Source organism: Methylobacterium tarhaniae, assembly GCF_001043955.1.
GTDB classification, from domain to species: Bacteria; Pseudomonadota; Alphaproteobacteria; order Rhizobiales; family Beijerinckiaceae; genus Methylobacterium; species Methylobacterium tarhaniae.
The window spans coordinates 30,658-42,489 of the sequence record NZ_LABZ01000121.1; the positions used below are offsets into that span (position 1 = coordinate 30,658).

At 68.2% G+C, this 11,832-nt stretch carries 12 protein-coding genes; 8 read left to right on the forward strand and 4 right to left on the reverse strand.

Annotated elements, in window-relative coordinates; all coding sequences use genetic code 11:
* Window positions 1-13: 13 nt before the first annotated feature.
* Entirely contained in the window at window positions 14-310 is a 297-nt protein-coding gene (locus VQ03_RS16805; RefSeq protein ID WP_157064136.1) for a hypothetical protein, read from the forward strand.
* A 98-nt stretch (window positions 311-408) separates the two neighbouring features.
* Here the strand turns inward: VQ03_RS16805 and secA are convergent, their stop codons facing one another.
* Window positions 409-3,279 (reverse strand): preprotein translocase subunit SecA, encoded by a 2,871-nt coding sequence (secA, locus tag VQ03_RS16810; RefSeq protein ID WP_048452044.1) that lies wholly within the window; start codon window positions 3,277-3,279, stop codon window positions 409-411.
* A 236-nt stretch (window positions 3,280-3,515) separates the two neighbouring features.
* Here secA and VQ03_RS16815 point away from each other — a divergent pair, with 236 nt between their 5' ends.
* Window positions 3,516-4,748 carry an ABC transporter substrate-binding protein gene (locus VQ03_RS16815; RefSeq protein WP_048452045.1) on the forward strand — a complete coding sequence of 411 codons (1,233 nt, stop codon included), beginning with the start codon at window positions 3,516-3,518 and terminating at the stop codon, window positions 4,746-4,748.
* Between the two features lie 592 nt (window positions 4,749-5,340).
* On the opposite strand, the gene phbB is transcribed toward VQ03_RS16815, so the two are convergent.
* Window positions 5,341-6,069, reverse strand: a complete 729-nt coding sequence (gene phbB, locus VQ03_RS16820) for an acetoacetyl-CoA reductase (protein WP_048452046.1) — start codon at window positions 6,067-6,069, stop codon at window positions 5,341-5,343.
* A 193-nt stretch (window positions 6,070-6,262) separates the two neighbouring features.
* Complete coding sequence (locus VQ03_RS16825) at window positions 6,263-7,444, reverse strand: acetyl-CoA C-acetyltransferase (RefSeq protein WP_048452047.1); 1,182 nt, start codon at window positions 7,442-7,444, stop codon at window positions 6,263-6,265.
* A 304-nt stretch (window positions 7,445-7,748) separates the two neighbouring features.
* Here VQ03_RS16825 and phaR point away from each other — a divergent pair, with 304 nt between their 5' ends.
* Both phaR and VQ03_RS16835 read left to right on the forward strand, forming a co-directional pair.
* On the forward strand, window positions 7,749-8,351 hold the full coding sequence (gene phaR / locus VQ03_RS16830; RefSeq protein WP_048452048.1) for a polyhydroxyalkanoate synthesis repressor PhaR: 603 nt from the start codon (window positions 7,749-7,751) through the stop codon (window positions 8,349-8,351).
* A gap of 83 nt (window positions 8,352-8,434) precedes the next feature.
* The gene (locus VQ03_RS16835) at window positions 8,435-8,653 is read left to right on the forward strand and encodes a hypothetical protein (RefSeq protein WP_048452049.1); all 219 of its coding nucleotides are present in this window, start codon (window positions 8,435-8,437) and stop codon (window positions 8,651-8,653) included.
* Window positions 8,654-9,077: 424 nt separating this feature from the next.
* Here the strand turns inward: VQ03_RS16835 and rpmF are convergent, their stop codons facing one another.
* On the reverse strand, window positions 9,078-9,263 hold the full coding sequence (gene rpmF / locus VQ03_RS16840) for a 50S ribosomal protein L32 (protein WP_048425702.1): 186 nt from the start codon (window positions 9,261-9,263) through the stop codon (window positions 9,078-9,080).
* Window positions 9,264-9,504: 241 nt separating this feature from the next.
* Between rpmF and VQ03_RS16845 the strand changes: the two genes are divergently transcribed.
* The 4 genes from VQ03_RS16845 to VQ03_RS16860 form a co-directional block, all read left to right on the forward strand.
* Window positions 9,505-9,888, forward strand: coding sequence for a ComEA family DNA-binding protein (locus tag VQ03_RS16845; protein ID WP_048452050.1), 384 nt, complete (start codon window positions 9,505-9,507; stop codon window positions 9,886-9,888).
* A 79-nt stretch (window positions 9,889-9,967) separates the two neighbouring features.
* On the forward strand, window positions 9,968-10,582 hold the full coding sequence (locus tag VQ03_RS16850; protein WP_048452051.1) for a ribonuclease D: 615 nt from the start codon (window positions 9,968-9,970) through the stop codon (window positions 10,580-10,582).
* 117 nt (window positions 10,583-10,699) lie between these two features.
* Window positions 10,700-11,431, forward strand: a complete 732-nt coding sequence (lptC, locus tag VQ03_RS16855) for an LPS export ABC transporter periplasmic protein LptC (RefSeq protein ID WP_245292108.1) — start codon at window positions 10,700-10,702, stop codon at window positions 11,429-11,431.
* A gap of 4 nt (window positions 11,432-11,435) precedes the next feature.
* The coding region (locus VQ03_RS16860; protein WP_048452052.1) for an LptA/OstA family protein at window positions 11,436-11,832 on the forward strand (397 nt) is incomplete at its 3' end.

Here is an 11,832-nt window from a genome sequence, read left to right on the forward strand (position 1 = left end):
GCCGGGATCCGGGATGTCGGCCCGTTGCGACGATGGCCCGGCGCGGACCATCGAGATCGTCCTCGTGCCGGCCACCCGGCCGCCGGGCCGCGGCTGGCTCGGCGGCCTCGCGACATTGGCCAAGGTGCTGGCCCTGCCGGTCCTTCTCGCCGCCGGCCTCTATGCCAAGCCGGTCTACGAGTGCCACAAGCAGAAGGGTCACGGGATGCTCTATTACGGCACCACCGTGACGATGTGCGTGAACGAGCGCATGGCCGGGCACGTCGGAAGCGTGCAGGCCTTCCTGGATAGCCGGATGCGGGGAATGTGAGAGGCGCGGCACCCGAATCCTTCCCCCGAACTCGGGCAAGCCTGAGTTCGGGGGAAGGATTCACGCGCGAGCCTTTCAGGGCATCGTCTTTGCGACGACTACACCTCCGCGGCGAAGCGGCCGTGGCAGTGCTTGTACTTCTTGCCCGAGCCGCAGGGGCAGGGTTCGTTGCGGCCGACCCGGCCCCAGGTCGTCGCGTCGTCGGGGTTGCGCTCCAGCACCGGCGCGTCGGCGGCAAGCGCTTGGCCGGCGAACTCGTAGGCACCGCCGCCGCCGCCCGCCGCGCCCTCCGCGAAGGCGAACTCGTTCTCCCCGGTGACGGGGTCGAGGTGCTGGGCGAACATCGGCGGGAGGCTCGGCTGCTCCGGCTCCTGGTATAGGATCTCGACCCGCATCAGCTGGCCGGTCACCTGCTCGCGCAGGGAGCCCACCAGGCTGTTGAAGAGGTCGAACGCCTCCGACTTGTACTCGTTGAGCGGGTCGCGCTGGGCGATGCCGCGCCAGCCGATCACCTGGCGCAGGTGGTCGAGGGTGACGAGGTGCTCGCGCCAGAGATGGTCGAGGCTCTGGAGCAGGACCTGCTTCTCGACATAGGCCATCACCTCCGGCGTGTTGCGGGTGGTGCGCTCGGCGTAAGCCTCGTCGGCCGCCTTGCGCAGGCGCTCGCGGATCTCCTCGTCGGCGATGCCCTCTTCCTTGGCCCACTCCTCGACCGGGACGTCGAGGTTGAGGTCGCGCGTCACGCTCTCGCGCAGGCCCGCGATGTCCCACTGCTCCGGATAGGCATCCTCCGGCACGTGGCGCGCCACGATGTCTTCGATCACGCCCTGGCGCATCTCGTCGACGGTCTCGCGCACGCTGTCCTGCGCCATGAAATCACGGCGCTGCTCGAACACGACCTTGCGCTGGTCGTTCATGACGTTGTCGTACTTCAGCACGTTCTTGCGCATGTCGAAGTTGCGCGCTTCGACCTTCTGCTGCGCCTTGGCGATCGCCTTGTTGATCCAGGGGTGGATGATCGCCTCGCCCTCCTCGAGCCCGAGGCGCTGGAGCATGCCGTCCATGCGGTCGGAGCCGAAGATCCGCATCAGGTCGTCCTGAAGCGAGAGGTAGAACTTCGAGCGGCCGGGATCGCCCTGGCGGCCGGAGCGGCCGCGGAGCTGGTTGTCGATGCGCCGGCTCTCGTTGCGCTCGGTGCCGACGATGTAGAGTCCGCCGGGCAGGGCGGTCTTCCGGCCCGCCGCCGGGTCGGCGGGCTCGCCCGAGGCCAGCACACGGGCGCGATTCTGCTCGATCTCGGCTTTCAGGCCGGCGATGCGGGCATCGCGCTCCGGACCCTCCGGCACGCCGGCCAGCTCCTGCTCGATGCGCATGTCGAGGTTGCCGCCGAGCTTGATGTCGGTGCCGCGGCCGGCCATGTTGGTGGCGATGGTGATCGCGCCGGGAACGCCCGCCTCGGCCACGATATAGGCTTCCTGCTCGTGGAAGCGGGCGTTCAGCACCGCGAAGCGCTTGGTCACCCGGCCCTCGCGGGCCGCCGCGTAGACGTCCTCCAGCGCCGACGGGTCGCTGTAGTCGAGCGGCTTGTAGCCGTGCTTGACCAGGAGGCCGGCGAGGTGCTCCGAGCGCTCGATCGACCCGGTGCCGACCAGCACCGGCTGCAGGCGCGAATGCGCCTTGTCGACCTCCTTGATGATCGCGGCGTATTTCTCGTCGACGGTGCGGTAGACCTCGTCGTCCTCGTCGACGCGCTCGACCTCCTTGTTGGTCGGGATCTCGACCACTTCGAGGTTGTAGATCTCCTGGAACTCGTCGGCCTCGGTCGAGGCGGTGCCGGTCATGCCGGCGAGCTTCTTGTAGAGGCGGAAGTAGTTCTGGAACGTGATCGAGGCGAGCGTCTGGTTCTCGGGCTGGATCGCCACCCGCTCCTTGGCCTCGAGCGCCTGGTGCAGCCCCTCCGAGTAGCGCCGGCCGGGCATCATGCGGCCGGTGAACTCGTCGATGATCACCACCTCGTCGTTGCGGACGATGTAGTCCTTGTCCCGCGTGAACAGGGTGTGGGCGCGAAGCGCCTGGTTGACGTGGTGGACCAGCGTCACGTTGTGCGCGTCGTAGAGGTCGCCCTCCTTGAGGATGCCGGCCTCGCGCAGCAGCTCCTCGATGTGCTCGTTGCCGTTCTCGGTCAGCGAGACCGTGCGCTGCTTCTCGTCGAGGTCGTAATCCTCGCGCACCAGGCGCGGCATCACCGCGTCGATGGCGGTGTAGAGGTCGGAGCGGTCGTCGATCGGGCCGGAGATGATGAGCGGCGTGCGCGCTTCGTCGATCAGGATCGAATCGACCTCGTCGACGATCGCGAAGTTGTGGCCGCGCTGGACCATCTGGCCCAGCTCGTACTTCATGTTGTCGCGCAGGTAGTCGAAGCCGTATTCGTTGTTGGTGCCGTAGGTGATGTCGCAGGCATAGGCCGCCTTGCGCTCGACGTCGTCGAGGCCGTGGACGATGATGCCGGTCGAGAGGCCGAGGAAGCGGTAGACCCGGCCCATCCATTCCGCGTCGCGGCGGGCGAGGTAGTCGTTGACGGTGACGACGTGGACGCCCTTGCCCGACAGGGCGTTGAGATAGGTGGCCAGCGTCGCCACCAGGGTCTTGCCCTCGCCGGTCTTCATCTCGGCGATGCCGCTCTCGTGCAGCACCATGCCGCCGATCATCTGCACGTCGAAATGGCGCTGGCCGAGCACGCGCTTGGCCGCCTCGCGCACCGTGGCGAAGGCCGGGACCAGGATGTCGTCGAGGGTCTTGCCGGCGCCGAGCTCGGCCTTGAGCGCATCGGTGCGGGCGCGCAGGGCTTCGTCGGACAGGGCGGCCAGCTCGGGCTCGAGGGCGTTGATGGCCTGGACGCGGGGTCGGTATCCCTTCACCCGGCGGTCGTTGGACGACCCGAAGATCTTCTTGGCAAGGGAACCCAGCATCGTGAACCTGCGATCGATCGTAACGGTAGTGGCGCGCGCCGCGGGCGCCTTATAGGCCCATATAGGGAGCCGTGCACCCAAAAGGCAGCACTCGCCCTGGACCAACTTGGCCGTGCTGCGAAAGACGGGGGGAGGAGGGCCGGGACGCCGCTTGATTCCCGCCCCGGCACCGCCCTACCTGCCATTTGGTACAGGTACCAGGGATGCGGCCGCAACGTCGGCCGGGGAGGAACACCATGACACGCTTGAGCCGGGCGCTCGCCCGCACCACTGCGCTCGCCGCCGGTCTCTGCTTCGCACTCGCCGCGCAGGCGCAGACCGCCCAGAAGGGCGCCTCCGACGGCGTGGTGAAGATCGGCATCCTCAACGACCAGTCCGGCGTCTACGCCGATTTCGGCGGTCGCGGCTCGGTCGAGGCGGCGAAGATGGCGGTCGAGGATTTCGGGGGCAAGGTCCTCGACGTGCCGGTGCAGATCGTCGATGCCGACCACCAGAACAAGCCGGACATCGCCTCGAACGTTGCCCGGCAATGGTACGACACCGATCGTGTCGATGCGATCATGGAGCTGACCACCTCCTCGGTGGCGCTCGCGGTGCAGGGCCTGTCGAAGGAGAAGCGCAAGATCACCATCGTCGACGGCGCCGCCACGTCGGACCTCACCGGCAAGCAGTGCACGCCATACGGTTTCCACTGGGCCTACGACACCCACGCGCTGGCGGTCGGCACCGGCGGCTCGCTGGTCGAGACCGGCGGCGACACCTGGTTCTTCCTCACCGCCGATTACGCCTTCGGCTCGGCGCTCCAGGCCGACGTGACCCAATACGTGACCCAGAAGGGCGGCAAGGTGGTGGGCGCGGTGCGCCACCCCTTGAGTGCGCAGGATTTCTCCTCGTTCCTGCTCCAGGCCCAAGGCTCGGGCGCCAAGATCATCGGGCTCGCCAATGCCGGCCTCGACACCGCGAACGCGATCAAGCAGGCGGCGGAATTCGGCATCGTCCAGGGCGGCCAGCGCCTCGCGGCCCTGCTGTTCACCCTGGCCGAGGTGCACGGCCTCGGCCTCAAGGCGGCGCAGGGCATCGTGCTGACGGAGGGCTATTACTGGGACCTCGACGACCAATCCCGGGCTTTCGCCAAGCGCTACATGGCCAAGACCGGCAAGATGCCGAACATGATCCAGGCCGGCACCTACTCGTCGGTCACGCACTACCTCAAGGCCGTGAAGGCCGCCGGCACCGACGACACCGACGCGGTCGCGGCCAAGATGCGCGAATTGCCCGTCGACGACTTCTTCGGCCGCGGCGGCAAGGTGCAGGCCAACGGCCGCATGGTCCACGACATGTACCTGTTCCAGGTCAAGTCGCCGGCCGAGTCGAAGGCGCCGTGGGACTATTACAAGCTGCTGGCGACGATTCCGGGCGACAAGGCGTTCCTGTCGGCCAAGGCGAGCGGGTGCCCGCTGACGCAGTGAGGAGAATGGGCCCTGCTCTCAGGCATTGATGGCAGGGCTAAAACGCGAGGGAGGCTGACCAGTTTTTCAGCTCCTCCCCCGCGATTCCGAATTTAGCGCACCTATGTGTGGCGGCGCATAGGGTATGGCCTTAGGATTTTCCCGCCTTGTTCAAAAGCCTTGCAATTTCTTCGACTGTCCCAAGAACTAGTAGATCCCTCGGCGAGCCATCGGAATTCTGGTAATTGAATACAATCCTGCTCACTGGTCGCTTGTTTGCGTCATGAACATTGTATTCGACTGAAGATACATATTCAGGGTTAATTGCGATATGCCGATTGGCTGGATCGTTCAAGACAACTAACATGCGGTTCCTCGCAATACCTACCAGTTATATAGCGGCAATAGCCGCTTGTGCAACCAGTAAGGTATTTCGAGGCAGGCGAATTTCGACCCCACCAAGCAAATCAGATGCACATAGTCAGTATGTCTACGAGCGGCTGAAGCTGTATGCTCCGCTGACAAGAGCTAAGCACGCTCCCGCTGCCACCCGATCGTAAGCGGACCGACTCAAACGGAGAAGGGGCGCCCCACCCGGGACGCCCCACCCCGATCACGCGAAGTACTGGCCGCCGTTGATGGTCAGCGTCGAGCCGGTGATGAAGCCCGCCTGCTCGCCGGCCAGGAACTCGACCGCGCGGGCGATCTCCTCGGCCTCGCCGAGGCGGCCGACCGGGATGTGCGGCAGGATCTTGGCCTTCAGCACGTCGGCAGGGATCGCCTTGACCATCTCGGTGGCGATGTAGCCCGGGGCGATCACGTTGACGGTGATGCCCTTGTTGGCGTTCTCCTGCGCCAGCGCCTTGGCGAAGCCGATCACGCCGGCCTTGGCGGCGGAGTAGTTGGTCTGGCCCATCTGGCCCTTCTGGCCGTTGATGGACGAGATCAGGATGATGCGGCCGAAGCCCCGCGAGCGCATGCCGTCGATCAGCGGACGGGTGCAGGTGAACATCGAGTCGAGGTTGGTGCGGATCACCGCCTGCCACTGCTCGAAGGTCATCTTGTGGAACATGCCGTCGCGGGTGATGCCGGCATTGTTGACCAGGATGTCGATCGGGCCGAGCTCGGCCTCGGCCGCGCGGATGCCGGCCTCGCAGGCCGCGGCGTCGCCGACGTCGAACTTGAAGACCGGGATGCCGGTCTCGGCCTTGAAGGCCTGGGCAGCGTCGTCGTTGCCGCCGTAATTGGCCGCCACCTTGTAGCCGGCCTCCTTGAGGCCTTTCGAGATCGCAGCGCCGATGCCGCGGGTGCCGCCGGTGACCAGTGCGACGCGTTCTGCCATGTGCCCTCTCCTTGATGAGCGCTTGATGAGCGTTCGAGCGATCCATCCCTCGGCGCACTCCGTGGATACTTTACGGAATGCGGCCGTTCCACAACGAAGGCGGGTGCTGTCCCGCTTCTTCAAAGGCTAACTTTAGTGGGGTGGCCGGGCTCCCGGCCACCCCCTGATTACAAGGTGATATTTCAGCGCGACTTCAGCGCTCGAGGCACATGGCGACGCCCATGCCGCCGCCGATGCACAGGGTGGCGAGGCCCTTCTTGGCGTCGCGGCGCTGCATCTCGTGCAGCAGGGTGACGAGGACGCGGGCGCCGGACGCGCCGATCGGGTGGCCGATGGCGATGGCGCCGCCGTTCACGTTCACCTTCGAATCGTCGAAGCCGAGGTCCTTGTTGACCGCGAGCGCCTGGGCCGCGAAGGCCTCGTTGGCCTCGATCAGGTCGAGGTCGGAGGCCTTCCAGCCCGCCTTCTCGAGGGCCTTGCGCGAGGCCGGGATCGGGCCGGTGCCCATGATCTTCGGGTCGACGCCGGCGGTGGCCCAGGAGGCGATGCGGGCGAGCGGCTTCAGGCCGCGCCTCTCGGCCTCCGCCGCCGACATCAGCACCAGGGCGGCGGCGCCGTCGTTGATGCCCGAGGCGTTGCCGGCGGTGACCGTGCCGTCCTTCGAGAAGGCCGGCTTCAGCTTGGCCATGCCCTCGGGGGTCGCACCCTCGCGGATGTACTCGTCGGCATCGACCACCACGTCGCCCTTGCGGCCGGGCACGGTGACGGGGGCGATCTCGTCCTTGAAGCGGCCGTCCTTCTTGGCGGCCTCGGCCTTGTTCTGCGAGCGGGCCGCGAAGGCGTCCTGCTCCTCGCGGGTGAGCTGCCACTGCTGGGCGATGTTCTCGGCGGTGTTGCCCATGTGGTAGCCGTTGAAGGCGTCCATCAGGCCGTCCTTCAGCATCGTGTCGACGAGCTTGAGGTCGCCCATCTTCTGGCCGCCGCGCAGGTACTGGGCGTGCGGGGCCATCGACATCGATTCCTGGCCGCCGGCCACGATGATGTCGGCGTCGCCGTTGGCGATCTGCTGCATGCCGACCGCGACGGTGCGCAGGCCCGAGCCGCAGAGCTGGTTGAGGCCCCAGGCGGTCTTCTCCTGCGGGATGCCGGCGGCCATGGCGGCCTGGCGGGCCGGGTTCTGGCCCTCGCCGGCGGCGAGCACCTGGCCGAAGATCACCTCGTCGACCTCCTCGGGGGAGACCTTGGCCCGCTCCAGCGCCGCCTTGATGGCGACCGCGCCGAGCTTGTGGGCCGGCACGGTGGCGAAGGCTCCGTTGAACGAGCCCACCGGCGTGCGCGCGGCACCCACGATGACGATATCTGCCTTCTCGGCCATGCGCCTCTCCTCTCGATCCGCTCCCAGCGTCGCGGGGTGCCGCCGGCCCGCTTCCGGCGGCTCGGCCCCGCGTGCTTTGGGGTGGATGAAAGCGTTGCCCTGCGCGAAGTCAAGACGCGCACGGCCGGTTCCCGCCCTGGCAGCGCGGCCAGTTTGCGTGGACGACGCGCAGATTGCTATTTTCGCCAGCACACGAAGGCCTTAAGGTCCACTCATGAGAACCGGTGAAAATTCGGCTCGCCCGGCGCCGTCCAGTTCCCGCCGGGTTCGCCAAGAGGTTGGCAGAGAGGGAGGCCACGCACCGATGGCGGAGAGCGGCAAGTCGACACCCACCGTCATCAAGAAGTACGCCAACCGGCGTCTCTACCACACGGGCACATCGACCTACGTCACGCTCGAGGACCTCGCCGCCATGGTGCAGGCCGGCGAGGATTTCGTGGTCTACGACGCCAAGTCGGGCGAGGACATCACCCGCTCGGTGCTGACCCAGATCATCTTCGAGCAGGAGAACAAGGCCGGCGCCGAGAACCTGCTGCCGGTGGCCTTCCTGCGCCAGCTGATCCGCTTCTACGGCGACAGCATGCGGGCGATGGTGCCGAGCTTCCTCGAATACTCGATGGATCACCTCGCCCGCGAGCAGGACGGCCTGCGCGAGAAGATGTCCCAGACCTTCGGTCCCACCGCCTTCCAGCACGCGATGGAGGAGCAGGTCCGCGCCAACATGAGCTTCTTCAACGAGGCCATGCGGATGTTCACGCCGTTCGGCCCCGGCGGCCAGCAACCCGCCGGCGACAAGCCGGCCGAGGCCCCGGCCCCTGCGGCGGCCGCTCCGAAGGGCGAGCTGGACGACCTCAAGCGCCAGATGCTCGAGATGCAGAACCGGCTCGAGGCCCTGGCGAAGAAGTAGAGCCGAAACGAGGGCCGGGCGGGGAGGGGATACGGCAAGGGGCTTGCGGCGTTAGTGCATCGTCGCCACGCGGAGCCCCCGCCATGTCCCAAACCGACACGCCCGTCCCGGACCCGGACGTTCCCGGCCGGGCCCTCGTCCCGACCGGGACGCAGGGACCCGCCCGGGTGGTGCCGGCCCGGCCACTGGCGACCTTCCTGGTTCAGCTGATCGACGGGCCGACCGGAACGCTGCGGCCGTCGCGCCTCGACCGATCCCGGTCGGCTTCGGCGCAGTATGCGGCCGTCGGGAATAGCGGCTGACGCGAGCCGGAACCGGCCTGGCCGTCCCATCCACTCGCCTCGGGACGAGATCGTTGCGTGGCGCGGCAAATCCGCGACGCTGCGGGCCTTCGAACGGCCGCCGATTCCCGCTCCCCGACCTCCGGCAGCACCATTCCTGCGCGGCGAGCCGTTCGAGCAGGCGCTGGCGGCGCCCCCTGCACGGTCGCGGCCTCGGATCCGTGCGTCGCCGGCATCGTCACGATCGCCGCCGCAGGGAGGTCCTCGGTCCGCTCCTGGTGCGCGCCCTCCCGGGCGCGGGACCGGTCGGGATGCCTGGACCGACCGATGGCTCGCGATGCCGCTCCCCGGCCTGGAGGAGGCCCACAAACGAGAACGGCGCCCGCGAGGGGCGCCGTTATCCCGTGCCGGTCATCGGCGGCGCGACGCGCGCCGCCACGCCGGATCACGCGTCGGACTTGACCTTCAGCACCTGGCGACCGCGATACATCCCGGTCTTCAGGTCGATGTGGTGCGGGCGGCGCAGCTCGCCGGAATCCTTGTCCTCGACGTAGGTCGGGGCCTTGAGGGCATCGGCGGAGCGGCGCATGCCGCGCCGCGACGGGGAGGTCTTTCGCTTCGGAACGGCCATTGGAACAAATTCCCGTGCAACAAAACAGGCGCGTGGAAGCCCCGGGCGGAGCCGCCGCGCGCGTCGCGATCCTGATCGGAGCGGGGTCTATAGAGGAGACGCGCCGCCCTGGCTAGAGGACCGGCACGAGAAAACCTCTTCCTCGGGGTCATCCATCCATTAAGCCGCCGTTCAAGGGCCGCGTCCGCATGATGGGCCTGCCGCTCCGGAATCCGGAAGGCGGCACGATCGGAGCTTCCCGATGACGCGTCTTTCCCGCCTGACCCGCGCCCTGGCCGTCGCCGCCCTTCTGGGCGCCGGCCCCGCCCTTGCCCAGACCCCCGCGCCCTCCACCACCCCGACGGCCCGGCCGGCGCCGGCCGCACCGGCTCCCACGACGCCGGCGGCCCCGAAGGCCCCCGAGGCCCCGAAGGCCGCGCCCTCGGCCAAGCCGGCCCTCATCGATCTCAACAGCGCCTCCAAGGAGGAGCTGGAGACCCTGTCGGGCATCGGTGCGGCCCGCTCCGAGGCGATCATCAAGGGGCGGCCCTATCGCGGCAAGGACGAGCTCCTGTCGAAGAAGATCGTGCCGTCGAACGTGTACGAGGGCATCAAGGACAAGGTCATCGCCCGCCAGAAGTCCTGACGGCCCGCATCCTTGCCGGCCCAGGGGAGGGGTGATAGGCGCCGGGGCAGCTCTTCCCGCTGCTCCGGACGCCCTTCCCATGCCCCATCGCCTGCACCGCGGCGACCTGCCCGACGATTACGTGCCGGGCCCGGCCATCGCGGTCGACACCGAGACGCTCGGCCTCCAGCCCCACCGCGACCGGCTCTGCGTGGTGCAGATCTCCCGCGGCGACGGCGAGGCCGACCTGGTGCAGATCCCGAGGGTCGGCCCAGAGCCGGTGGTGCTCAAGCGCGTCCTGGCCGATCCGGCGGTCACCAAGATCTTTCACTATGCCCGCTTCGACCTCGCGGTGCTGTACCACCGCCTGGGCGTGATGCCGGGCCCGGTCTACTGCACCAAGATCGCCTCGCGGCTCGCGCGCACCTATACCGACCGGCACGGCCTGAAGGACCTGGTGCGCGAGCTGATCGGCGTCGACCTGTCGAAGCAGCAGCAATCCTCCGATTGGGGCGCCGATACCTTGAGCCAGGCGCAGATCGACTACGCGGCCTCCGACGTGCTCCACCTCCACGCCCTGCGCGAGCGGCTCGACATGATGCTGGCCCGCGAGGAGCGCACGGCCATCGCCCAGGCCTGCTTCGACTTCCTGCCGACCCGCGCCCGCCTCGACCTGCTCGAATGGGACGAGACCGACATCTTCGCGCATAGCTGAGCGCGGGACGAAGCGTCGCCGTTCTGTTAACCTGCCGGCCATAACTTCGACACCGGGCCGGAGCATGCGGGGCGCCAAAGTCCCGCGCATTCCGCGCCGGACCTCGGCACGACGCGGGTGGCCACGACCTTGCTGCAAGCTTCCTCGCTCGAAGCGATCCCGTCCCCGGGCCTCGATCCCCGGCGCCTGCGCGCGCATGCCCGGGCGCGCCGGCACAGCGCCCAGGTGCGCTGGCTGCGGCGCGCGATCCCCCTCGGCGCGGGCGCGGCGGGGCTCGCCATCGTGGTCGGCACCTGGCTCAATCCCTTCGCCGATCTCGGCGTCTCGGTCAGCCTCGGCTCGATCGGCGTCTCGGGCTCGAAGGTGACGATGGAGAGCCCGCGCCTGTCGGGCTACCGCTCGAAGGACAACCGGCCCTACGTCGTCACCGCGAAGGCCGCGCTCCAGGACGTGCGCAAGCCCTTCGTGATCGAGCTGCAGAGCATGCTCGGCCGCCTCACCACCGACGAATCGGGGGGGCTCGCCCATATCGAGGCGACGGCCGGCATCTTCGACACCCAGAAGGAGGCTTTGGACCTGAGCCAGCACATCCGCCTCTGGACAGACAAAGGCCAGGAGGCGCGGCTGACCTCGGCCCATGTCGACTTCAAGGCCGGCACGATGTCCTCGCGCGAGACCGTCACCGTCACGATGCCGACCGGCTCGATCAAGGCCGACGGCCTCGACGTGACCGAGAACGGCAAGACCATCTCCTTCGTCGGCAACGTCAAGGCGGTCTTCTCCAACCATGCGCCCTCGGACCAGGATCCGCCGCTGCGGACCACCGAGGCCCAGATCAAGGACGAGTGAGCCCGTGCGTCCCCGTCTCCCGGCCCTCGCGGCGCTCGGCTGCCTGACCCTCGTCGCCCTCGCCCTCCCGTCCGCCCCGCGGGCCGAGACGCCTGTTCCTGCCGCCAAGAAGAAGGAGGCCGGCTCCGGCTTCGGCGCCTTCGGCAGCGGCGGCGGCAAGGAGCCGATCAAGATCGATGCCGACCGGCTCGACGTGTTCGACCGCGAGAGCAAGGCGGTCTTCGCCGGCAACGTCGTGGCGGTGCAGGGCGAGAGCACCATCCGCTGCTCCAGCATGACCGTGCACTACCAGCGCAAGGAGAAGGACGGGAAGGGCAAGGCCACCGAGGCCAAGGCCGAGGCGAAGGCGACCGACGGCAAGCCCGTCGAGACGGCCGTGAAGCCCGAGCCGAAGCCCGAGA